Source organism: Gilliamella apicola, assembly GCF_003202655.1.
Taxonomy (GTDB): Bacteria; Pseudomonadota; Gammaproteobacteria; order Enterobacterales; family Orbaceae; genus Gilliamella; species Gilliamella apicola_R.
In genome coordinates this window covers 219,470-244,424 of the sequence record NZ_QGLR01000013.1, presented here as the reverse complement: position 1 = coordinate 244,424, position 24,955 = coordinate 219,470, and the positions used below count along the sequence as shown (strand labels likewise).

The 24,955-nt window shown below is 34.4% G+C and carries 23 protein-coding genes and 1 riboswitch; of the genes, 4 read left to right on the top strand and 19 right to left on the bottom strand.

All coding sequences use genetic code 11. The annotated features are described in order from the left end of the window. Positions 1-28: 28 nt before the first annotated feature. The 6 genes from DKK70_RS12410 to iolC form a co-directional block, all read right to left on the bottom strand. On the bottom strand, positions 29-934 hold the full coding sequence (locus DKK70_RS12410; protein ID WP_110434293.1) for a sugar phosphate isomerase/epimerase family protein: 906 nt from the start codon (positions 932-934) through the stop codon (positions 29-31). 115 nt (positions 935-1,049) lie between these two features. Continuing rightward, complete coding sequence (iolD, locus tag DKK70_RS12405) at positions 1,050-2,990, bottom strand: 3D-(3,5/4)-trihydroxycyclohexane-1,2-dione acylhydrolase (decyclizing) (RefSeq protein ID WP_110434292.1); 1,941 nt, start codon at positions 2,988-2,990, stop codon at positions 1,050-1,052. Positions 2,991-3,107: 117 nt separating this feature from the next. Next, entirely contained in the window at positions 3,108-3,362 is a 255-nt protein-coding gene (locus tag DKK70_RS12400) for an HPr family phosphocarrier protein (RefSeq protein ID WP_086289536.1), read from the bottom strand. A 63-nt stretch (positions 3,363-3,425) separates the two neighbouring features. Then, entirely contained in the window at positions 3,426-4,253 is an 828-nt protein-coding gene (iolB, locus tag DKK70_RS12395) for a 5-deoxy-glucuronate isomerase (RefSeq protein WP_110434291.1), read from the bottom strand. A 221-nt stretch (positions 4,254-4,474) separates the two neighbouring features. Then, positions 4,475-5,332, bottom strand: coding sequence for a class II fructose-1,6-bisphosphate aldolase (gene fba / locus DKK70_RS12390; RefSeq protein WP_110434290.1), 858 nt, complete (start codon positions 5,330-5,332; stop codon positions 4,475-4,477). 93 nt (positions 5,333-5,425) lie between these two features. Further along, a complete protein-coding gene (gene iolC, locus DKK70_RS12385) occupies positions 5,426-6,385 on the bottom strand; it encodes a 5-dehydro-2-deoxygluconokinase (protein ID WP_110434289.1) in 960 nt (319 codons plus the stop codon). Between the two features lie 337 nt (positions 6,386-6,722). Between iolC and DKK70_RS12380 the strand changes: the two genes are divergently transcribed. The 3 genes from DKK70_RS12380 (at position 6,723) to DKK70_RS12370 (ending at position 10,207) form a co-directional block, all read left to right on the top strand. Next, positions 6,723-8,072, top strand: a complete 1,350-nt coding sequence (locus DKK70_RS12380) for a GntP family permease (protein WP_181416004.1) — start codon at positions 6,723-6,725, stop codon at positions 8,070-8,072. Between the two features lie 23 nt (positions 8,073-8,095). Next, positions 8,096-9,256 carry an iron-containing alcohol dehydrogenase gene (locus tag DKK70_RS12375; protein WP_110434287.1) on the top strand — a complete coding sequence of 387 codons (1,161 nt, stop codon included), beginning with the start codon at positions 8,096-8,098 and terminating at the stop codon, positions 9,254-9,256. 108 nt (positions 9,257-9,364) lie between these two features. Beyond that, the gene (locus tag DKK70_RS12370) at positions 9,365-10,207 is read left to right on the top strand and encodes a MurR/RpiR family transcriptional regulator (protein ID WP_110434286.1); all 843 of its coding nucleotides are present in this window, start codon (positions 9,365-9,367) and stop codon (positions 10,205-10,207) included. 370 nt (positions 10,208-10,577) lie between these two features. Here DKK70_RS12370 and DKK70_RS12365 read toward each other — a convergent pair whose 3' ends face one another. Genes DKK70_RS12365 through DKK70_RS12355 form a run of 3 tightly spaced genes read right to left on the bottom strand, consistent with a single transcriptional unit; the run spans position 10,578 to position 13,465 of the window. Then, positions 10,578-11,519 (bottom strand): sugar phosphate isomerase/epimerase family protein, encoded by a 942-nt coding sequence (locus DKK70_RS12365; RefSeq protein WP_110434285.1) that lies wholly within the window; start codon positions 11,517-11,519, stop codon positions 10,578-10,580. A 27-nt stretch (positions 11,520-11,546) separates the two neighbouring features. Next, positions 11,547-12,560 (bottom strand): Gfo/Idh/MocA family protein, encoded by a 1,014-nt coding sequence (locus DKK70_RS12360; RefSeq protein WP_110434284.1) that lies wholly within the window; start codon positions 12,558-12,560, stop codon positions 11,547-11,549. Positions 12,561-12,592: 32 nt separating this feature from the next. After that, positions 12,593-13,465 carry an AraC family transcriptional regulator gene (locus DKK70_RS12355; protein ID WP_110434283.1) on the bottom strand — a complete coding sequence of 291 codons (873 nt, stop codon included), beginning with the start codon at positions 13,463-13,465 and terminating at the stop codon, positions 12,593-12,595. A gap of 519 nt (positions 13,466-13,984) precedes the next feature. On the opposite strand from DKK70_RS12355, the gene DKK70_RS12350 reads away from it, so the two are divergent. After that, a complete protein-coding gene (locus tag DKK70_RS12350; protein ID WP_219999777.1) occupies positions 13,985-15,412 on the top strand; it encodes a sugar porter family MFS transporter in 1,428 nt (475 codons plus the stop codon). 308 nt (positions 15,413-15,720) lie between these two features. Here DKK70_RS12350 and DKK70_RS17665 read toward each other — a convergent pair whose 3' ends face one another. The 10 genes from DKK70_RS17665 to DKK70_RS12300 form a co-directional block, all read right to left on the bottom strand. Continuing rightward, positions 15,721-15,963: a tannase/feruloyl esterase family alpha/beta hydrolase gene (locus tag DKK70_RS17665; RefSeq protein ID WP_110434282.1), complete on the bottom strand. Its 243-nt coding sequence runs from the start codon at positions 15,961-15,963 to the stop codon at positions 15,721-15,723. A gap of 892 nt (positions 15,964-16,855) precedes the next feature. Continuing rightward, the gene (gene thiD / locus DKK70_RS12340) at positions 16,856-17,650 is read right to left on the bottom strand and encodes a bifunctional hydroxymethylpyrimidine kinase/phosphomethylpyrimidine kinase (RefSeq protein WP_110434281.1); all 795 of its coding nucleotides are present in this window, start codon (positions 17,648-17,650) and stop codon (positions 16,856-16,858) included. Beyond that, positions 17,647-18,303, bottom strand: coding sequence for a thiamine phosphate synthase (gene thiE, locus DKK70_RS12335; RefSeq protein ID WP_110434280.1), 657 nt, complete (start codon positions 18,301-18,303; stop codon positions 17,647-17,649). The genes thiD and thiE overlap by 4 nt, the downstream gene beginning before the upstream one ends. A gap of 12 nt (positions 18,304-18,315) precedes the next feature. After that, positions 18,316-19,101 carry a hydroxyethylthiazole kinase gene (thiM, locus tag DKK70_RS12330; protein WP_110434279.1) on the bottom strand — a complete coding sequence of 262 codons (786 nt, stop codon included), beginning with the start codon at positions 19,099-19,101 and terminating at the stop codon, positions 18,316-18,318. A gap of 52 nt (positions 19,102-19,153) precedes the next feature. After that, positions 19,154-19,255, bottom strand: a riboswitch (TPP riboswitch). Between the two features lie 51 nt (positions 19,256-19,306). Beyond that, complete coding sequence (gene trkA / locus DKK70_RS12325; RefSeq protein ID WP_034883905.1) at positions 19,307-20,668, bottom strand: Trk system potassium transporter TrkA; 1,362 nt, start codon at positions 20,666-20,668, stop codon at positions 19,307-19,309. Positions 20,669-20,783: 115 nt separating this feature from the next. Beyond that, positions 20,784-21,779 carry a tryptophan--tRNA ligase gene (gene trpS / locus DKK70_RS12320; RefSeq protein ID WP_110434278.1) on the bottom strand — a complete coding sequence of 332 codons (996 nt, stop codon included), beginning with the start codon at positions 21,777-21,779 and terminating at the stop codon, positions 20,784-20,786. A 23-nt stretch (positions 21,780-21,802) separates the two neighbouring features. Next, positions 21,803-22,498: a phosphoglycolate phosphatase gene (locus DKK70_RS12315; RefSeq protein WP_110434277.1), complete on the bottom strand. Its 696-nt coding sequence runs from the start codon at positions 22,496-22,498 to the stop codon at positions 21,803-21,805. Further along, on the bottom strand, positions 22,491-23,168 hold the full coding sequence (rpe, locus tag DKK70_RS12310; protein WP_110434276.1) for a ribulose-phosphate 3-epimerase: 678 nt from the start codon (positions 23,166-23,168) through the stop codon (positions 22,491-22,493). Before rpe ends, DKK70_RS12315 begins: the two co-directional genes overlap by 8 nt. 39 nt (positions 23,169-23,207) lie before the next feature. Continuing rightward, on the bottom strand, positions 23,208-24,026 hold the full coding sequence (locus tag DKK70_RS12305) for a Dam family site-specific DNA-(adenine-N6)-methyltransferase (protein WP_110434275.1): 819 nt from the start codon (positions 24,024-24,026) through the stop codon (positions 23,208-23,210). A gap of 9 nt (positions 24,027-24,035) precedes the next feature. Then, a complete protein-coding gene (locus DKK70_RS12300; protein WP_110434274.1) occupies positions 24,036-24,896 on the bottom strand; it encodes an SPOR domain-containing protein in 861 nt (286 codons plus the stop codon). Positions 24,897-24,955 lie beyond the last annotated feature (59 nt).

Below are 24,955 nucleotides of genomic sequence, written 5' to 3'. Positions count from 1 at the left end.
TGTCAGATAAGGTTTAAGTTAGCACAATTTATTTAGTTAATAATTCACGTTCTATTCTTTCTCTCGCGGCAGGTGCTTGTTTATCCATTTTTTCAGGAAAACCAAAATAAGAAACACAGGCTATGGATTCACCGCCTATTTTATAGGTGCGATTTGCAAAATCCATTTTTCGTAATGTTTCAAAAATGCCATCAAAATCTACTTCACCTTCCCCCATTGCTAAATGTTGATGAATAGTTGTATCACAACATCCCATACGATTTAATGTTGGAGGATTTACAATATAACGGCAATCTTTAAGGTGATTATAAGTGTCTGCAAATAAAACATGAGATAAAGCGTCACCCGCATATTCAAGCATATGCCTAACGTCCCCTTTACCTTGGTCATAATAAAATCCATGTGGAGTAGAATACACGTAGGTCAAATTATCGCTACGAAATGATTTTACTAAATCAACGGTTTCATCATTTAATTCGCAAAAATCATAAGGATGGCTTTGAATTTCACAGCGTATGCCTTCTCGCTCAAAAATAGGCAGGAGTTCTTCCATTGATTTAAACCACATCCCGTTACAAATTTCTGGTTGATTTGGATCCCCCGAAAGTTCTGTGTTAATTACCTTTACACCCAGTTCTGATGCGATTTCTATAATTCTTTTCCAATTAGCAACGGCATGTTGTCGTTGTATTTCTGTCGGACCACTCCAACGGTAAACAACGATTAACGAAGATAACTCAACACCGGTCCGATTCAAGGCAGTTTGATACTCTTTTTGGCATTCTCGAGAAAAAAGTGGATGTTTATAAAATGGATTAATTCGAGGATGTGGAGATTGTTCAATGTATTTATATCCCCAATCAGCAACTTTATATACTACATCACTTATTGACATCTGTTTAGCAAGAACATCAACATCAAATGCTATTTTCATATAATTATCCTTTTCACTTTTTGAAACTAACTGTTTTAATTTTTGTTTTTTATTGTTAATAACAAACAAAAAACTAATAATGTTCTATTAATTAAAACGTTATAAATATTTTTGCTTAATATTGACGTGCTTTTTCAATATTTTCATTTATCCAAATCGCAACATCTTCTATGCGTTTATTATTAGAAACTTGCGCAACACCTACTCTCCACCAACTTAAATATTTATGTACCATAGTTTTAGGTAGTACTTTTATATCGATTAATGTTGACACAGTCTGTTTGCGAGCATCACTTAACGCTGCTTTTAATTCTTCTACTGTTTTGACTTTATATGTTTTGCAACCAAAAGAAGCCGCATTCATCGCAAAATCGACAGGAACAAAGCCTCCATCTAAATTGCCCGTTTTCTCATTTCTAAAACGAAATTCTGTTCCAAAACTATCCATGCCATGTTCCATTTCAAGATTATTGATGCATCCATTAGTCATATTATCGAATAAAAGAACATTGATTTTTTTCTTTTCTTGAATTGATGTAACAAGTTCTGAGTGAAGCATCATATAAGCTCCATCCCCGACTAAGGTATAAACCTCTTTTGTTGGCTCGGCAATTTTGACGCCTAAAGATGCATTAACTTCATATCCCATACATGAATAACCATATTCAAGATGATAAGTATTTTGACCTTTACACTGCCATACCCGTTGTAAATCACCAGGCAAACTACCGGAAGCTCCGACGATAATATCTGTATCTTTTAATGTTTCATTAATCACACCTAATGCTCGACTTTGCGTTAATGAAGAGCCGGTTAACTTAATGAATTCTAAGAAAACAGCATCCCGATCGATATGATCAGCTATTTCTGGAACAAAATCTGTTGCATTAAATTCTACTGAATACACTCTTTTAACTTCTTTAATATAATCATTACGAGCTTGCTCGATTTTTCCTTCCCAATCAGCTTGATAATCACTTTCTGATAACGCATTGAATAAAGACTCTAATGCGACTTTTGCATCGGCTATAATGTCAATACCATCAAGTTTCAATGCATCAAATCGTGAGATGTTAATGTTTAAATAGTTAACAGTTGGATTCTGAAATATCCATTTAGATGAAGTAGTAAAATCAGTATAACGAGTTCCTATACCTATAATAAGATCAGCTTCTTTGGCTAACGTGTTCGCAGCTAAACATCCTGTTTCACCTATCCCTCCTACATTTAAACTATGTGAGGAAATAATTGCCCCTTTTCCTGCTTGTGTTTCACTAAATGGAATACCAAATTTTTCAGCGAATTTACTCAAAATATTTGCTGCCCCAGAATATTTTACGCCACCGCCACAAACAATAAGTGGTTTACGTTTGCCTGATAAAATTTTTAATGCATCCTTAATCATTGCTGAAGTTGGTGGGGTTCGTTCTATACGATAAACACGTTTTTGAAAGAAATAATCAGGATATTCATAAGATTCACCTTGTACATCTTGTGGTAAAGCAATCGTCACTGCACCAGTTTCTGCAGGATCAGTTAATACACGCATAGCATTAACACATGCACTCATTAATTGTTCAGGGCGGGATATTCTGTCCCAATATTTACTTACTACTTTAAATGCATCATTTGTACTTAAACTCAAATCGTATGATTGTTCAATTTGTTGAAGAACAGGATCTGGTTGCCGTGTTGCGTAAACATCGCCAGGTAATAAAAGTAATGGGATACGATTAGCGGTGGCTGTTGCTGCTGCAGTTATCATATTTGCAGCGCCTGGACCAACTGAAGATGTACAAGCATAAATTTGACGTCGTAATTTTTGTTTAGCAAACCCGATTGCTGCATGAGCCATTCCTTGTTCATTTCGACCCTGACGAACAATGAGTTGACCTGAATCTTGTTCTAAAGCTTGACCTAATCCAACAACATTCCCATGTCCAAAAATACCAAAAATACCTTCAATGAATTTAATTTCTTGGCCATCTATTTCAATAAATTGATTGTCCAAAAATTTAATTAAAGCTTGTGCAACGGTGAGTTTAATTTTTTCCATGTTTTAAATCTCTCTATTTAAATTTAATTCAAAAACTCTAAATTTATTTTTTCATACCAATGGTTAACTCTTTTTTTAATAGGATGAGAAAGCCATTTAAGAATATAAAAACCTAAGCTATAAATTTTTTATAAAGTCTACTAATTGATCTACGGCTTTTTTTTCATCCACTCCTTCTGCCGTAATGGTGAGATTACATCCTTTTGATAAGTCTAATGTTTGTAACCCGAAAAAGCGTTTTGCATTAGAACTTTTATCTTTTGATGTGATGGTGATATATGATTCAAACGATTTAGCATATTCAACTAAACGTGCTGCAGGTCGAGTATGGATTCCGTTTGGGGTAGTAATTACAACATTTTGCTGATACATGATTTGATTTCCTTGCCTTGCCTGATATTGAACAAATATAAAATTGATTAATTTATAATTATCCTATTTGCTTTTTCTTGGATATGATTCACTGTTAATCCATGCATGAGCTGTTTCCCAAGTAAACCGCCATTGTCTAAGAGGTCCCGCCATGACATTGAGGTAATAGCTATCATAGCCAGCAATAGTTGCAACAGGGTGATAACCTTTTGGTACTTTTACAACGTCTTTATCATAGACGGCAACGCATTCATCCAAACTACCATCGTCAGTGTAGACACGTTGTAAACAGAAACCTTGTTGGGGATCTAAACGGTGGTAGTAGGTTTCTTCTAAAAAAGTTTCACTAGGAAAATTATCTTGATCATGTTTATGACTAGGATAGGAACTGGTATTACCTTCGTCGGTATAAACTTCAACTACCAACAAGCTATCTGCAGGTTTATCATCTGGTAATATATTTTGTACGTAACGTTGATTTTTTCCTTTTCCACGATACTCGGTATTGACATCTTTAGGTTCAATTAACCTTGTTGGAAATGAACCAAATCCAGGAGCACTACATACTGCTAATTCTAAGTTAGTTTCAGCAGTTATCACTACTTCTTCGTTATTAGGAACATAAACAGAATAAGGAGGGATACGTTCAAAGGGTGACATTCGTTTACCAATATTTGAATATTTCTCTTTTAATGTACTGACTGAAGCTAGACCAGAGACTAAAACTACGCAATATTCTCGATTTTCTGTCGCAAATGAGAGTGTTTGCCCCGGCTCTAATAAATAAACATCAAAACCTATATACGTCCAGCCTGCATTTTCAGGTGTGATATGTTGAATTCTTCCAATAGAATCAGAATGTTCTTTCCTAGATAAAATAGATAATGACATATTCTATTTCTCCTTAATTTCATAAAATGTAATTTTTTAAAGTTATCGTAATAAATAGAGTGTTTTTAATGTCATAGTAGGCTCAAATAAAATACAAATTTAGAAGTCAATTTTGATCGTTTAAATACAGAACATAGAAAGTTCTAGAAGTATATTGATTCAATTTTTGTCCCTATTTTTGTATTTTTTTAAGAGTTTTATTTATTACAGACATATAAAATTTAAGCTCGATTTGACGATCCCATAATGTTAATAATTGTTTTGATTTTTTGTTCTAGCGCCTCTTTTGCTGGTAACATAATTAGCCTTGGTTCACAGATTTCGGGATTACTTTGCAAGGTGTTTCTTACAGAATTAGCCCAAACTGTTACTAACTCGGTATTGAAGTTGATTTTGGCATGCCCAAATTGAATACATTTTTTCAACTGTGGTTCAGGTATTCCCGAGGCTCCATGTAAAACTAACGGAATTTTCAAAGAGTTATTCAGTCTTTCCATTTCTTTAAACCCTAAGTTAGGTCCGCTGCTATTGTATTTGCCATGTACTGAGCCTAGAGCTGCTGCTAATGCATCAATTTTTGTTTCAGATACTAATCTAAGACATTCATCAAAATCTGCATATTTAACACCGCCGATTAGTCCATCTTCATTTCCTCCGACAGTTCCAACTTCTGCTTCAACAGAAACACCTTTTTGTTTAGCATAATTACTAACTATTTGGGTATTTTTTATATTTTCTGCTATTTCACTATGTGAACCATCAAACATCACCGAACTAAAACCAGCATCGATAGCTTGCAAGCAGTGTTCGACACTCATTCCATGATCTAAATGTAATGCAACTGGTATGGTTATATTTAATTTCTTATGAATGGATAGAACCATATTGTGTATACATTCAAATCCACCCAAATATTCAACCATTCGATCAGAGACAGCTAAAATTATTGGGGACTTTAATTGTTCAGCGCATTCTAAAATTGCCTGTATCCACAATAAACCATTGATATTAAATTGTGCTACGGCATATTTTTCACGCTTCGCTTTTGTTAACATATTTGTTATTGATACAAATGCCATATTCAATCCTTTAAATAAATTTAAGAGTTAAGGGTATAGAGACAATTAAAATTGGAACTTGTTTAACACAGATGTTCCAATTTAATTTGTTAACTATTTATCTTGTTCATTTATCAAAGCTTCAATATCTGCGACATTCGGCATAGCATCCGAAGAACTATGTTTACTAACCACAATTGCAGCTGCAGCAGCACCAAATTTAAGGGCCTCATCAATGCTTTTTCCGGAATTTAGTGCATATAAGAGTGCAGACGCGTAAGAATCTCCTGCTCCAAAAGTTTTTAACACATTACTTTTGTATGCTTTACCTTGTATGACTTTTCCATCTTTTGTATAAGCAAATGAGCCTTTTACGCCATGTTTTATAATGATTAATTTTGGTCGGTGTTGGAATAAGTAAGCGACGGTATCTTTATTGTCTCCCTTTTTATTTTCTAATTTATCAAATTCGTCCCGAGTACCAATAACTATGTCTGACATCTCTGCCATTAAAGAATAATATACAGATGTTTCTTCATCTGATTTCCAAGTTGGGTAGCGGTAGTCTAATTCGAATAAGATTTCAATATTATATTTGCGTGCATATTGGACAATTTTGAAAACAGCTTCTCTTGATGGACTGCCTGATAATGCCGTACCAGAAATTAAAATCTTTCTGGTTTTTTTTATATAATCTTCTTGTATTTCTTCTGGTCGAAGAAATAAATCGGCAACATTTTCACGATACATTAAAATGCTGCACTCTTGAGGACTCTTAATCTCAGTAAAAACCATACCAGAGGTATGACCATCTTGATCAAAGATTGTGTGATCGGTATTTATCCCTACATTTGACATATAGTTTTTAATAAAATGCCCATGTTGATCATTGGAAACTTTACCAATAAAGCCAACTTTCATACCTAATTTTGACGTACCAATAGCAATATTTGCTGGAGAGCCACCAACATATTTTGCAAATGTCATTGTTTCTTCCATTGGACGGTTATATTCAATTGCATTTAAGTCAATACAAGCTCGCCCAACAGTTATTAAATCAAATTGTTTTTCCATAAAACCTCCACACCCATCATTAAAATAAAAAATTTAAAAAATTATTATTTGAAATTTAAATTTCAAATAAAGATAACATAAAATAAAATCAATAACAAATTTTAGAATTATTCCACTTAATTCTGCTAATAAAAAATAAAACTATAAAATAATGTTATTTTTTATTTTTTTATTCATTCTGTTTAATTATTAAAATTAATCAAATAAATAAAAATAATAATTTGGGGCTATAACTTTTATAAATCTTATTATAAATATAATAATTGCTAATTGAAAATATTTTTTATTATAATAATAAAACGAATTTTATTTTTCAATTTTAAAAATGGTTTTTCGTATGGAATTTTTAGGTATTGTATTATCGTTGATCTTGCTCATTATTTTAGTCTATAGAGGAATATCAATATTAATTGTCGCCCCTTTAATGGCCATGTTAGCGGTAGCATTCTGTAATGATATGCCAATAATTACCGCATGGACTGGACCACTAATGAGTGCAACTGCAAAATTTATTCAAGATTATTTTCCAGTCTTTTTGGTGGGCGCTATTTTTGGTCTCTTGATGAGTTCAAGTGGGGCAGCAAAAACAATTGCTTTATGGATATCTAAATTTTTAGGCGCCAAAGATGCATGTACGGCAATTATTATTGCTTCATTTCTTTTGGTTTACGGTGGTGTTTCGGTTTTTGTCGTTGTTTTTGCTGTTTTACCAATTGCTGAAAATATCTTTGAGAAAAATAAATTACCAAGGCATTTAATACCTGCCGCAATTTTAGCTGGAGCAATGCCAGCTTATGGTGCACCAGGGGCAGCGCAATTTATTAATACCATACCAATTCCTTTTTTGGAAACTACCATATACTCAGGTTTTTTAAGTGGAATTTTTGCGACTATTTTTTGGATTATTATTTCAATATTTTATATGAGGCGTGAGGTTAAAAAATCGTTATCAATTGAGCAACTAAATGAGCCTAATACTAGTAAAAGTCAGGAAAATTTATTTAACACAAAACTACCAGGAATATGGGCATCGTTATTTCCAATAATGTTAGTAATAATTTTTAATGTTATTTTTACCGGCTACTTTTCTAATTCATCAGTGATTGAATATTTTGCTAGCTATGGTGGGGTACAAGGGATTTGGCCAATTACCATTTCAATATCCCTAACTATAGTAATAATGATCATTTTATTACGTAATTATCTGATACATCCATTAAAAGATATCTCTAAAGGGGCTGCCGACTCACTCTTGCCAATATTTAATACTGCAATTCAAGTAGGTTATGGGGGGGTTATAAAAAAATTAAGTGCCTTTGCCTCTATCAAAATTATATTACTTTCTATGGTGATTCCTAAATTGGTTTTGATTGCAGTCATATCGGCAATTATTGCTGGAATGGTGGGATCGGCTTCTGGAGGAACGGGCATAGTAATGCAAGTATTTGGCGATGAATTTTTAGATATAGCCAAGGTTTACAATATTTCAAATGATAACATGCATCGTATCATCATTTTTGGCGCTAATAGTCTCGGAACATTACCTCATTCAGGGTTAGTTATAACCTTACTTGGAATTTGCAAACTAACACATCGTGAAAGCTACAAACAAATTTTTGTTGTATCAGTGTTTTTTTCTTTTCTGGCAACACTGATTTTATTTTTATTTCTATTAATCGGTTTATAAAATTATAATATTAAGGAGATTTTATGACTAGCAATATTGTTTTACCAAGAATTGTTTGTTTGGGAAAGGGAGCAATTAATCAATTAAATTATGTGTTAGAAACTTTGGCGGTTAAAAATCCAATGATTGTTACCGACCAAGTAATCTATGATTTAGGATATATAAAACCTATAGAAAAAAACTTAACCAATCAGAAACTATCTTACGGAATCTATACTGATACAATTCCAGAGCCTACCGATACGTCTTTAGAAGCAGGCATTCAACAAGCACGACTCAATAATCATGATTCAATTATCGCTATCGGTGGAGGAAGTGTTATAGATAGTGCTAAAGCGATTGCCATAGTAGTGAAACATGGTGGACATATTCGTGATTATAAATTTCCTTATTCAATCGAAAAATCCGGTTTACCCGTAATAGCAATACCTACTACAGCAGGGACGGGATCTGAAGCAACAAAAGCAACTGTTATCACAGATGAAAAACACAATGAAAAAATGTTGTGTATGGGATTAGGATTAGTGCCATTTGCGGCATTAGTAGATTATGAATTAACAATTTCTCTACCCAAAAGAGCAACCGCTGATAGTGGATTAGATGCCTTAACACATGCGCTTGAAGCCTATGTCAGTCGAAAGGCGAATCCATTTACTGATGCCCAAGCTTTGGCGGCTATTAGCTTAATTGCTAAAAATTTACGTAAAGCATATAACGAGCCAAATAATATCGAAGCAAGAGAATCTATGTTGTTAGGCTCGCATCTTGCAGGTATAGCTTTCACTAATTCTTCAGTAGCATTGGTTCATGGAATGAGTAGGCCTATCGGTGCGCATTTTCATGTACCACATGGTTTGTCTAACGCAATGTTACTTCCAACCATTACCGAGTTTAGTATTCCTTTTGCACCTCATCGTTATGCAACTTGTTCTCGAACAATGGGGATTGCAACAAACCAAGATTCAGATGAAATAGCTAATGATAAATTAATTAAAGAACTTAAAGCATTAAATCGCGATTTAAATGTACCCACATTAAAAGAGTATGGTGTAAATAAAATTGAATATGAAGCTTTACTACCTTTAATGGCAAAACAAGCAATTGATTCAGGCTCACCTTCCAATAACCCTAGACTTGCAACTGTTGTAGAATTAGTGGATTTATATCGAAAAGTTTATGAATAAACAGTAAAAATGGAATTTTATTGTTTAATTAAAGATTATAACGGATTTTTCCTTTATAATCTTTATTACTACTCAACCTTTCAAATAACAAAATTTAATGAATAAAATATGAATACTAACAAAAATGTTGATAAGTTATTCGAATTAAGAAACACCATCTTAACGCGTTATGATAACTTAAGCAAACGCTTACAACAAGTTGCTAGATACATACTTGATAATAGTAATAATGTTGCAATGGAAACTGCAACATCTATAGCGGAGAAATTAAAAATCCCACCTTCAACACTTATCCGTTTTGCAAATGAATTTGGATTTAGTGGTTTTAATGAATTGAAACAGATCTTCCGCCAACATTACATTGAATCCACAAGTAGTTATACAGAACGAGCCAGATTATTACGCTCTACTCATGAAGGGATACCTGAAGATCCAGAAGAAATTTTAAAAATCTCATCCACGGTCAATATTCAGGCATTAAATCAACTTCAATCCAATATAAGTAATGAACAATTATTAAGTGCAATTAACTTGTTGAAGAATGCTGAAAATATATACATTATTGGTGTGCGTCGTTCATTTAGTTTGGCAATTTACACCAATTACGCGTTACGTCATTTAGGATTGAAATCACATTTAATTGACGGTTTAGGTGGGATGTATAAAGAAGAATTCAACTTGTGCACTAAAAAAGATGTGCTAATTTCAATTAGCTACGCTTCTTATGCAGAAGAAGTCTTAGATATTATCGATTATGGGGTAACTGTTGGAATTAAACAGATTTGTATTACCGATAGTCAAGTTAGTCCACTTGTTGCTTTCAGTGATGTTAATTTTATTATAAAAGAGGCATTACTAAATGGCTTCAAATCACAAATAGCATCGATGAGTTTAATTCAAACATTAATTATTTCTTTGGCGTTAGATATTGCTAAAACTGATGTCACATGAGTAACAAAATCATTTTTCTGATTAACCATATCTGTTTTATAAATATTTTTTATTAATTATCTTGTTAAATATTGCTCATGTTATATTCTAGATAAAGACACTTATCCACCACAATTTTGTAGTAAAGGAATTTGATAGCTAATTTATTTGATTATCCATCAATATATAGAAGGATTTTAAGTTATATATTTTTACTGATTTGGCTAATATAGATTAATAGTTAATTTATACAGTTATGGTTGAATCAAAACACGTAATAGTAAAATTAAAAAAACACCTTATTTAAAAAAGGTGTTTTTTATATATAAATAGATATCATTGATTGTGTTTTCAAAGATCTAAAAATTAATTAGAAACTTTCATTCTAATCTCATTTACTAATAGTTGCTTCTAATGCATCAATTGAAGTACGTAGACCTGCTTCAACACTCATTGTTAAATCTTCCATTTCTAAAGAAACATAACCGTTATAACCGGTCATACTTAGTACTGAGAAGAACTCTTTCCACCATTTTAGATCTTGACCACAGCCAACAGCTACATAATTCCACGTTCTGTCTTTTGTTTCAGTGACTGGTTTATATTCTAATAAACCGTCTATATCAGCAAGGCCTCTTTCTATACGAGCATCTTTACCATGTACATGATATACCGCACCTTCGAGTTTACGAGCAGCTGCAATTGGATCAGCGCCCATAATCATCAAATGAGAAGGATCTAAATTCATACCTATAATATCGCCTACAGCATCCCTGAGCCTTAAAAGAGTTGAAGGGTTATAAACTAATTGGCAAGGAAATTCTTCGAGTGCAATTTTTTCAACACCATGCTGTTGAGCATGTTTTGCAAACTTTTTCCACCAAGGAATGGCAACTTCATTCCATTGATAATCAATAACTCCCGGCATATAATCAGGCCAAGAAATTGTTGAGGTTATCCAATTTGGAATTTTATCTTCTCGACACCCACCAGGTAGGCCACTCATCATGACAATTTTTTTAACACCTAATTTTCCTGCCAGTTCTACTGTTTGATAAGCTGTTTTAGTGTGTTTTTCGCCCATTTCTCCAGGTGCTAGAGGGTTTCCTGAACAATTCAATGCGGCAATTTCCATACCTCTTTTTATTAGCTCATTTTTGAATGATTCTAATTTTTTTTCATCTAACAGAAGTTCTTCCGTTTTAACATGTGGACAAGATGCCCAGCCACCAGCAGTCATTTCTACTGCATTGATACCATATGATTTGACTTTATCAAGCATTTCTGGATAAGGTAATGATCCAAGAACATCAGTACATAATGCTAATTTCATAATAAATCCTCTTTATTAATAAAATAATTATTTTTTATAAAATGATGGGCATTGTGGCAAATTAACTGAAACAATCTCACCACTTTCTAATGCTTTCATACCCGCGGCTGCGGTTTTGGATGCAATAAAACCATCCCATGCTGAAGGTCCCATAACAATATTATTTTTAGCATTGTCAATAAACGACTGAAGTTCAATATCATAAGCAACAATAAATCGTTCACGCCAATCAGTATTGACATGTTCACCAAATTTTCCTTTTGTTCGAGTTTGAACTTGTAATGGTGAAGGCATATAGGCAATACCATCTTCGCAAACTACATCGCAACGAATGTCATAACCGTATTGGCAATTAACAAAAAGATCTATGGTGATTAAAATTCCTTTCTTTGTTCTTAATAAAACTAATTGTGGATCTTGAACACCAGTATGCGCATATTTAGTAATACGAGGAGAGACGACTTGAATTGTTTCATAATCATCATCAAGCAACCATCGCATGATATCAAATTCGTGAACCATACTATCTGTAATCCCCATATCGGTAGTATAGCTATCACCAACTTCTGAGTTGTGATGGACACATTTAACAACAAGAGGTTCACCGAGTTCTCTTGTATTAAGCATTTCTTTCAGTTTGCGATAACAGGAATCGAATGAACGCATGAATCCAACTTGAACAAGACGTTTACCCGCTTTCATTTCAGCTTCAACTATACGTTGGCAACCTTCTGCTGTAACCGCTAATGGTTTTTCACAAAATACTGGTTTACCAGCTTCTATTGCAGCCAAAACATATTTTTCATGACTTGGTCCGGATGAAGCAACAATGATTGCATCAACATCAGGGGATGAAATTACATCTAAACCTTCGGTGTAGGCTTTTCCGTTGATTTTATATTTTTTTAAAACAGCTTTTACATGTTCTAAATTAATATCAGATGCAGCTACAATTTCACAACCGTTTAATACTTCTATACAACGTCGAATATGGTCTTGACCAATCATTCCGACTCCTATAACTCCTATTTTTAGTACCATGCTAAACTCCTTAATTATTTATTGGGTTTGATTCATTTTTCGATAAAATACTGCTCTTTATTTAGCCATAATTTTTTATATTTTCCTGGCGACATACCAATCACTTTTTCAAATATATTGTGAAAATTACTTACATTGCTATAACCAACTTTATTCGCTATTTGAGCCACACTATAATCGGAATTAAGTAGCAATGATTGTGCTTCGCCTAAACGGCGACGGATGATATATTGCTTTGGAGAGTAGCCAGTAAAAGCTTTAAATGTGTGAGATAGATAATAACGATTGACATTTAATGCATCACTAATTGATTCAACATCAATTTGTTCAAGATAATATTTGTCTAAAAATTCCTTGATTCTTAAACCTAACGTAATTTTTTGGGTACTCTGGTTTTGCTCTTTTACGTTAAAAATATTATGAACAGTAAGTAAAAAGCTTAACGTGTTATAATAAATAATTTCTTGATTAGTAAAATTTGATTGTGTCGCATAAAAAATTAAAGATTCAAAAAAATTTTTAATCTGTTCAATGTATTTATCAGCATTGATTATTGGGCATTGTTTTTTTGATATTATGTGATTTAAGGGGAGGTTATTTATTTTCAAATTAGCTATACCACAACTATAAATAGCTAAATCTTTACTTGGTAAAGGGTGTTCATCATGAACATCACCGGCATTAAAAACTAATATATCTCCTTTTTTAACACTATAAAATTCGCCACCAATACTATAATTTCCTGTTCCTTCATAAATAAACATTACTTCTAATCGATCATTATGACTATGCATTACCCTCGGTATTGCATCATTTTCACCATTAGCATGACAAACAAAAAGTAATTGAGGCTTACTCTTAAAACTTGTATGAAGTTGGTTACCATGTTCAATTTCAATCAACATACATATAGCCTCCTAAATAGTGTAACTACTAGTTAATCTAAAATATATTTTCTAAAAAAGGAATACCTTTTTATGCTTTCGTTTTAAATGTAAATGCATGAATAATAATAAATAAAATTAAAAGGATGTAATTAAATATCTTATTTTGTGCTTTTTTAAATATTATTTTTAATGATTTATTAAAATTTTAATTCAATCAGAATAATGATTTTTTTATAAATTTTTATTCATCTCTTCTATTAAAATTCTTATCGCTATTAATTTAATGACATTCTATTTTTTATAAAAAAACAAAATTTATTAATTAATTATATTTTCAATCCATTTAATAACAAAATTGTGATTCGAATCACATTTTAATTGTTTTTGATAAAAAAGCAGTGAGCAATGTCACGAAATTGATATTTCATTAAATATATTTTTGGAATAATAATTCTATTTATGGTTTTATATTTGATTAAAAACACAGATTACAAAAAAGTAATCATGTTTATGATAATCAAAAGAGGAAAGTTAACGATGGAAAATTATATTTCAACAAATCCAGCATCAGGGCCAAACAGTAAAACAAAAATAGAACCATTTACAAAATTGGTCGTATTATTTGCTACTCTAGGTGGACTATTGTTCGGTTATGATACTGGTGTAATTGCAGGTGCTTTGCTTTTCATTAAAACAGAGTTACAACTTGATGCTGTTGCTATGGGTATGATAACCAGTTCACTTTTATTTGGCGCCGCATTCGGCGCTTTAGTTTCAGGACGAATATCAGATAAAATCGGTAGAAGAAAAATTATTTTATTACTTGCTACGGCATTTGTTATAGGAGAGGTTGGTTCATCGCTTTCACATAATGTTCCTCAAATGGTTTTTTTTAGAGTTATTTTAGGCATTGGGGTAGGGGGCGTTGCAGCAGTTGTGCCTGTTTATATTGCTGAAATGGCTCCAGCCAATCGGCGCGGGCAATTAGTAACGTTACAAGAATTAATGATTGTATCAGGACAACTTATTGCTTATATATCTAACTTTACATTGCACCAATTATTTGGTGGTGAAAATAGTTGGCGATGGATGTTAGTCATGGCTACACTTCCAGCGGTTATATTATGGTTTGGAATGTTATTTATGCCTGATTCACCAAGATGGTATGCATTGAATGGTAAATTAGCCAAAGCTAAAGAAGTTTTATTAAAAATCCGTTCTAAAGAGGATGCACAATGGGAATTACTCGAAATTGAAGAAACGCTTTCAGATGAAAATAAACAAAATGGTAGCCTTAAAGATCTTACTACTCCATGGATTTTTAAAGTATTTCTAATTGGCGTTATTTTCGTTATGTTTCAACAATTAACAGGTGTTAATGCCATTATGTATTATGCACCAACAATATTACAATCTTCCGGTATGAGTTCTGATGCCGCTTTATTCGCAACGATCGCAAACGGCGTAGTTTCTGTTGTAATGACATTAGTCGGTATTTGGTTATTGGGATTTATTGGAAGAAGAACAATGGCTCTTATTGGACAAATGGGCTGTACTTTTGCACTTTTTTTTATAGCGGTCGTCGGTTTTTTCATACCAGAATTTAATTCTAGTGGTGAAGTTAATTTAGTTCGTAGCTATTTAGTATTGATTGGAATGCTACTATTTTTATGCGCACAACAAGGTGCTCTGGCTCCTGTTATGTGGTTGTTAGTTTCCGAAATGTTCCCAATGAAAGTCCGTGGATTATCAGCAGGTATAGCTGTTTTTACCTTATGGTGCACAAATTTTTCTGTTGCATTAATTTTCCCGTCGTTACTCAATGTTGCAGGAATTTCAGGAACATATCTAATTTTTGCTTGTATAGCTACCGTAGGATCTCTATTCATGCTACGTTTCTTACCTGAAACAAAGGGAAGAAGTCTAGAACAAATTGAACATTATTTAAAAGAAAAATATGAATAATGATATCAATTTCTTTGTTAATATTTACAAGCTAAAAATACAGCTTGTAAATATTATAAAAAAGCATGATATTCAACTAATTATAAATGCTAGTATGGCGAATTATAAATAATATATTTCAGTAGCAGATGGAAGATAAAATTTATTTAACATGAATAATGATAATTAAAATTGAGTTTAAAAATCATCATTCATATAAAAAATTTTTTTAATTCAATAAAGTAAGCAAACCAAAATAATATAAAGAACGGGTTATCTGAAATACTAAAAACTAGCTAACCAAATATTTTGGCTAGCTAGTGATTAAATTACTGACATACAAAATTTTCAAGATTGTTAGTATCGCCTTTACCGCTGTATATTGTTTTTTCTGGGTATTGGTATAAAGGTCTTTGTATGGTCACTTGACCATTTTCAATTTTTTGGGCGATAAGTCGAGTGGGTACTTCTTTCTTCTCAACCCAATTAACTAGTGATTCAAAGCCATTAATCGTATCTGGACCATCACCACCATTACAATGGTCTACGCCAAGCGCTAAATAAAATTCTATAAAATTATCTGTATAGTTTTTACACCCATATTTTTCAGCACGTTATTATAGTATTGAATTGTCCCTTTTGGCGCTATATGGCGAACATCCAAGTCATGTCAAATAATCATTTTGCTACCTAATTTTTAAAATTGACTTAAATCTGGATTATCAGTTCCCATTATTGGATGAAATGATTAAATTTATTCATTAATATAGCTATCCAAACGATTATCGCCTAATGTTTCGCAAAAAAAATTGGTTCTTGTTTAATCCAATATCTTAAATAATAAACAGGGATAGGAAGAGCTGTTTTATTGCTGGCTAATAGATAAAGTGGGGGGGAAGTTGATTGAATATTAAACCACAAATATTGCCCATTTTCTGTTATGTTCCAATATTAACCTTATCAACTCCAGCTTGATAGAGTAATTCATTATTAGTCTTTATCATGTGGTTGGTAAATATGCCGATAATAGAATTGTAATAGCTAAAAAATTGACCTATCAATGAAAAGTTAAAGGATTATCTATTCAGAAGCTAACGATTCAAAAAAAGTTACGTTAAACGGTAATTAGATTGCAGTAAAAAAAGTTACATTAGTCTTTTTGATATGGGCAATCTTGCTATACATCGCTTTTGTTTAACTAAGAAAACTGGTCAATATCCTTTTAATTATTACTCAAATTCTTAAACATATCTTATAAAAGACTAAGTATTTGCAATTTATGCTATCGCGATGTTAATTTAAACGGCTTTCATTGTTTATGGTTTTTGACATAAAAAGAAAGCTCATTTAGTTTATTAATTGAAATTAAGAAAATTTGTGCTTTTGTACCGCAGGTGTATCATTACGAACTAAAATAATATTCACCTTTTTGTACATCGCTTTTAATATTCATTAAAAAGTAATTTACCACCATTGATAAAAATGGTGAGTAGGTCCAATTCCTTTACCAATTTTCAAACTATCCGCATGCTCAATAGCGCCTTGTAGGTAGTTTTTGGCTTGTTTTACCGCGTCTTCTAGATTATGTTTCGGTAATAATGCTGCAATTGCCGCAGAGAGGGTGCAACCTGTACCATGGGTATTTTTAGTGGCGATTCTCGGTGAAGTCATTCTGATAATTTTATTGTCAGTGATTAGATAATCAGGACTTTCTTGGCTTGGCAAATGTCCGCCTTTCATTAATACTGCCTGACAGCCTAATTTGAGTAACTTATAACCCTGTCGTTGCATTTCATCTTCGTTTTTAGCCTCCTGACAATCAAGCAAAGCAGCAGCTTCAGGAAGGTTAGGGGTTATGATGGTAGCTAATGGTAATAAACGATCTCGAATAGCAGAAATGGCATCTGCTTTTAGTAATGGATGGCCACCTTTAGCAATCATTACGGTATCAAGCACAATATTGGCAATAGGATTAGCGTTTAATAGGTGAGCAACCGAGGTGACAATCTCTTTATTCATCAGCATGCCAATTTTCACGCTATCAATATGGATATCTTGATAAAGGGTATTAAATTGTGCTTCGACAAAGTCAGGTGGAACGGCGTGCACGCCATTAACACCTTGGGTACTTTGCGCGGTTAATGCGGTAATTACCGACATGCCATAAGCGCCAAGTGCTGAAAATGCTTTCAGGTCCGCTTGAATACCGGCGCCACCACTAGGATCACTACCGGCTATGGTTAATGCAACTGTTGTCATACTCCTATTTCCTCTTTTGCTTGTCTTATTTTTTTTATTAGTTCAGATGTAGCTTTAGCAATATCGGCTTGACCACAAATTGCCGAAACTACCGCAATACCTTCAATACCTGTTTGTACCACTTCGGTTAAATTATTTACTCCTATGCCACCAATAGCTACTGCCGGGCACTGTTTGGTGTTAACCAGTTTTGTCAATTGGTCAATACCTGTTGCTGTTGCGGCATCTTTTTTGGTGGTAGTTGGAAAGATTGGGCCAATGCCCAGATAATCGACCAATTGCCAAGGAACACTCTCCAGTTGTGCTAGATTAGAAACCGAAAGTCCTAACCACTTATCATTACCAATTAAGCGGCGGGTCACTTCGACCGGTAGATCACTTTGTCCAACATGAACACCATCGGCATCAATGGCTAAAGCTATATCGACATGATCATTAATCAATAGTGGCACTGGGGTATTGCTTAATACCTCTTTTAACGCTAGGGCAGCGTGATACCAATTTTTACCTGAGTAGTCTTGTTCTGAGCGTAATTGCACCGCGGTAACACCATTTTCAACGGCAATTTTTGTGGTATTAACCATGCCGTTTATGCCACCACAAAGTAGCGGATCAAGCACTAAGTAGAGGGTTAAATCCAGTTGCTTTTTCATCAAATATCCTTATTAGTGATTTTGGTTAAATAGCGAAAGTTGGTCAATTATTGCCATAGCAAAAGTGCCTAGACCTGACTGTTTGTTAGCGAGTTCACCGACTTTTTTCATCATAAAACAAGCAGAGGCGGTTGCGGCTAAACGATCTTTACTAGTGGCGATAAATGCGGCCACCATTGCTGATAATGAGCAACCTGTACCAGTTACTCGGGTTAGCGCGATATCCCCCCCTACAATGCTATAAATTTGCTTGCCATCTGTGACATAATCAATCTCGCCGGTTATAGCTACAATGGTTCGATATTTTTCGGCTAATAGTTTTGCCGCGTTTAATGCCGAATCGGTAGAATCAAGCCCATCAGGTCCTTTAGAGGATGATTGTTGACCACTTAAGGCTAGAATTTCGGAAGCATTTCCACGAATAACTGAGGGTGAAAAGGTTAAAAGTTGTTGGGCAATTTCAGTGCGGTATTTCAGTGCTGCCCCAACTGCGACCGGATCAAGTACCCAAGGGGTTTGCGTTTGTTTTGCTTTCGCGGCAGCTAATAACATTCTTTTGGCACTTTGGCTATCTATCGTACCAATATTAATTAATAAACTACTAGCAACGGCAACAAAGTCTTCAACTTCCTGTTCGGCAACCACCATCGCCGGCGAAGCGCCAATCGCCAATAGAACATTAGCGGTAAAATTTTGAACCACATCATTAGTAATACAATGGATTAATGGCCGTTGTAGGCGAACTTGCTCAATAAAGGGGATGGCATCATGGCTTGGGAATAATTTAATAGCCGACATATTCTATCCTTATCTAATTAGTAATGTTAAGGGAAGAATATGTCAAAACGAGCAATTAAGACTAAGACTTCCCTACGCTGGTATGATCCAGATCAGGTTCAACGGGTAAAATCTCAGTTTTTTGCAATAACAAAAAACACCCCGAGTCAAAAACCAATTTGTAAAAAACGCTCTTATTATGAACTGAGTTTATAATTTAAACAAGCTATTGTAATAATCTTTCTATATCACTAATGGCTCGTCTATCAGCTAAGAAAATGATTAAGTGATCGCCATTTTCAATCATCAAATCGGTGTTAACAATAATCACATCTTCGCCACGCACCACCGCACCAATAGTCGCACCTGATGGTAATTTTAGACTGTTGATATTTTTACCCACTAATTTTGAATTTTCTGCCTCACCATTGGCAACCACTTCGACAATTTCTGACTCACCCTGACGTAGTGAGACCACTTTAACCACACCGGTTTGTCTAACATGACTTAATAGCTCTGAAATAGTGGCATGTTGTGGTGAGATTGCGATATCAATCACACTATCGTTGATCAACTCTAAATAGGCTTGGCGTTGAATAAGCACGATGACTTTTTTCGCCCCCATTCTTTTGGCAAGCATGGATGACATAATATTGGCTTCATCATCACTGGTGACCGCCACAAACAGATCGGTGAGTTCCACTTGCTCTTGCGATAATAACTCTTGGTCTGATGATTCACCATGTAATACCGTTGTATTAATAAGTTGCTCAGCAATTGATTCGGCTTTTTCAGCATTGCGTTCGATTAATTTAACTTGATAATCGTTTTCTAAACGCTTAGCTAAAGCGACAGCTATGCCTCCGCCACCACTAATAATGATGCGCTTATAAGGTTTTTCTAACCGTTGTAGTTCACTGGTTACAGCTTTAATATTAAGAGGAGGAGTAATAAAATAGACCATATCCCCAGCTTCAATTAAAGTTGAACCAATCGGTCGAATAAAGCGGTTTTTACGATAAATTGCCACCACCCGAGCTTCGACATGCGGTAAATGCTCTTTCAGTTCTGACAGTTCACTTCCAACTAAGGCGCCACCATAATAAGCGGTTACTGCCACTAAACAGACTCGATTATCATAAAACGAAGCAAACTGAAGCGCGCCAGGATATTGTACTAATTGGCTAATATGATTGGTGATTAAGTTTTCGGGAGCGATAATGTGGTCAATATTGATACAATCTTTATTAAAAAATGGGTATTTTTCATCGTTATATTCAGGGGCGCGGATTCGGGCAACTTTTTGTGGAATATTGAACATTACATGACCAATCTGACAAGCCATCATATTTACTTCATCAGAGTTAGTCACGGCAACTAACATATCAGCTGATTCAGCTCCAGCGCTCTCTAACACTTGCGGATAAGACGATTTGCCACAAATGACTCGGAGATCAAAACGTTCTTGCAAAGATTGCAATTTATCATGATCTTCATCAACGACTGTCACATCATTCTGCTTTTCAGTTACTAGATATTCAGCAAGTGCACTACCGGTTTGGCCGGCACCAAGAATAATAATTTTCATAACTAACCTATTATAATCAAAAAGGCTTTAATATGATTTATTGTCAAAAATATGACTGTAATTATCAATTAAAGCCGATCGATGTTATTTCGTATAGTGGCAATCTTATTTGGAATTATACAAAACCGATTGCATCATAAACTTTTTTCAACGTTGGCTCTGCTTTAGCGCGAGCTTTTTGTGCACCTTCTTGCATAATTGAAAGAAGATAATTTTCATCATCACGATACTGATGATATTTTGCTTGTAACCCAGTTAACATATCAATCACTTGAGTTGCCACCTCGGTTTTTAGATGACCATACATTTTACCTTCAAACTCTTTTTCAAGTTCAGCAATTGGCTTGCCGGTGATGCCCGTTAAGATATCTAATAAATTCGATACACCCGCTTTATTTTTTAAATCATAACGCACAACTGGTGGCTCGTCTGAATCGGTCATCGCTCGTTTAATCTTCTTCTCAACATCTTTTGGATTCTCAAGTAACCCTATAACATTGTTACGGTTCTCATCAGATTTAGACATTTTTTTGCTTGGATCTTGTAATGACATTACCCGAGCGCCAACTTTGGCAATAAACGGTTCAGGAACGGTAAATATATCCCCATAAAGCGCATTGAAGCGCATAGCAATATCACGCGATAGCTCAAGATGTTGTTTCTGATCATCACCAACAGGAACTAAATTAGCTTGATATAACAAAATATCAGCCGCCATCAACACCGGATAATCAAACAGTCCAGCGTTTATATTTTCAGAATGACGAGATGACTTATCTTTAAATTGCGTCATACGGCTCAATTCACCAAAATAGGTATAGCAGTTTAACGCCCAACCTAATTCAGCGTGAGCCGGTACTTGTGACTGAACAAAAATAGTACTTTTTTGTGGATCGATACCACACGCCAAATAAAGTGCTAGTGTATCAAGCGTCGCTTTACGCAACTTATTGGGATCTTGACGGACTGTGATCGCATGTTGATTGACGATACAATAAACGCAATCATATTCATTTTGTAAAGACACCCAATTCTTTAAAGCACCTAAGTAGTTGCCTAATGTTAGTTCTCCTGATGGCTGAGCGCCACTAAATACAATTGGTTTACTCATAATTTATTCCTAACTTATACTCATTATTTTTTTGCATCAGCTTTTGGCTGAGGTAACAGGGTTAATATTTCTTCAAAATCGTCAAATAAAAAATCTGGTTCGCTAGTTGCAATTGAGATCCCATAGTTATAACCATAACTTAACGCCACAGTTGGGCAATGGGCATTTTTAGCAGCAGTGATATCATTCTTTGAATCCCCAACAAATAGCAACTGATCGCTAAATAATCCAAACGTCGCCATAACTTGATAAAGTGGGGCAGGGTGTGGTTTTAACTTAATCACATCACCACCACCAAGAACCAATGAAAAGTAGTCTTTAATACCTAATGACGTCAATAGCGCCGGTAAAAATTGCGCTGGCTTATTGGTTACTAAAGCTAAAGGGTAATGATTTTCATAAAGAGTTTTTAAGGTCTGTGCTACATGAGGAAACAGGGTTGTCTGTTCATCCATAACCTTATCATAATGCTGGCTAAATATCTGTTTAGCTTCAGCAAAATATTCTTTTGTTGGATTGGTGTCAACCGCTTTGAAAACTCGTTCAAGCATCACATCGATGCCATTACCCACCATATTTTTCACTTGCTCATTAGTTACGGTCGCTAACTTTAAATCTGCTAACATTTTTTGTGCCGCTAAGGCAAGTCCCGGCACGCTATCAACTAAAGTTCCATCTAAATCAAAGGCGATGGCTTGAATATCATTTAACTTAGCCATGGTTAACTCCTGCTAATTCTTTACGCATTGCATCGATGACAGTTTTATAATCAGGTTGACCAAATATCGCTGAACCTGCAACAAACATATCTGCGCCGGCTCTAGCAATTTCTGCGATATTATCAACTTTAACCCCGCCATCAATTTCCAAGCGAATTTGTCTACCAGACTCAACAATGCGTTGCTTAACTTGTTGTAATTTTTTAAGCGTAGTCGGTATAAAAGATTGCCCGCCAAAACCCGGATTCACGCCCATTAATAAAATAATATCAACTTTATCCATTACATAATCTAAATGATCTAACGGCGTTGCTGGGTTAAGTACAATCCCTGCCGTACAACCCTGATCTTTAATTAACTGCAAAGAACGATCAAGGTGAATAGTGGCTTCAGGGTGAATTGAGATATTGGTGGCGCCAGCTTTGGCAAATGAAGTAATTAAATCTTCAACAGGGGAAACCATCAAATGGACATCAATTGGAGCGGTAATACCATAATCGCGAAGCGCCTTACAAAACATACTGCCCATAGTTAAGTTTGGCACAAAATGGTTATCCATTACATCAAAATGGACAACATCGGCGCCAGCATCTAATACTTTTTGCGTATCTTCACCAAGGCGAGCAAAATTAGCGGATAATATCGATGGTGCAATAATAAACTCTTTCATAACATACCTCTACTAACAAAACCTTATACGCAAAATAGGTTATTTTTGGTATAAGGCTAATATTTCATCAATTTTTTTGCGTCCTTCGCCTGCACAACTAATTGAGCGTCGCATTTCTGCTCGGTAAAGATGGCGCGCTTTATTATATAACGTTCTGGTATATTCAGTATCATGATTTGACACCAGTACTGGAATATCTTTTTTATAAGCAATACTTTCAGCCAGTTGTGACAATCGCATATGCTCTTCATAGCCAAAATTATTGGAATAATAAGCAGTAAAACCCGCTGATTCATTTGGTGAAAGATAAGGTGGATCACAATAAATGACGGAATTACGCTTCGCTAATTTCATTGCTTCATGATAAGGGGTACAAATAAACTCAGCTTTTTGCGCTTTTTGGGCAAAATAGTAAAGCTCCCTTTCAGGAAAATAGATCGTCTTATAACGACCAAATGGTACATTAAAAAGTCCACTATTATTATAGCGACACAGGCCGTTATAACAGTGACGATTCAAATAAACAAATAACAGCGATCGTAAATATTGATCTTTACTGTAGTTAAACACTTCACGAAGTTGATAAAAAGCCTCAGCTTGATTATTCTGATGATTAAATAACAGTTTAAGATCACTAATAAACTGTTCAGGATTAGATTGCAACAACTTAAATAATGCAATTAAGTCGTGATTGATATCAGCTAAAATATAACTTTTGAAGTTTGTGTTTAAAAAAACTGAGCCAGCTCCTACAAAGGGCTCAATAAGTTGCTCTCCTTCTGGTAGATACTGCTTAATTGTGTCCACAAGCTCATATTTTCCTCCAGCCCATTTTAAAAAGGCTCGTCGCTTCTTCAAAGGAAACTCCTATTTTGCTGATTTTTCTTTATTAATTGTAGCGCCAGATTTAATCCAAGGCTTATTGTTTTGCATTTCACTTGGTAAAGATTTAATTGCTTTTCTGGCTTCGTCAGCAGAATCATATGTACCATTAACTAAAATGTACCATTTATCATTATTTCTTTTGGTTTCATATATTTGGTAATTAGTTAAATTATGTTTTTTTACTAATTCTTTTAAGCCATCAATTGAACTTGATGAACTTAATTGAATCGCAAATTGAGTATCCTTAATATTGGCAATTGAAGTTGAATTTTTGCCTGTTTTGACATCATTGTCTGAACTCAATCTAACAGGTTTATGATCACTGCTATTTAGATCTTGAGGTTTGTTAGTAGTGACATCATTATTAGATGAACCACTACTGTGAGTCGTACTAATGTCAGTTGTGGGCGAGTTTGGTTTAGCACTCTTTGCGGGCAAATGGGTTTGACCATGACCACTCATACTTGTTATACCATTAGTCTGTGCCTGCCCATTAACATCATCAATAGGTGCTCGTCCCCTGTTGTTAGGTGCGTTACTTGGTGTCTGAGCAATTTGGGTACTGTTTATACCTTCATTTGCTTGCTCATTGTTGATTGTATCCGCTACTCCAGTTGATGAAACACCATTAATTTCAGGTGGCGTCAAGGGTGTTGGTGTTTTAGATTTTAATGAACGAAATATCATTAAACTAAGCAATAAAACAATAATGATCAAAGCTAACCCCATAACAATCAACTTTTTTTTCGAATATTGCTGAAAAAAAGTGGAAATGTTAAATGAGAGCGTAGACTGTTTATTTGATTGTTCTGGCATATAACGATCATCTTTATCTACACGCATGTTAACTCCTTAACCTATCAAAAGGTTGATTGCTTTATGGTTAGCTGATTTGAAAAATT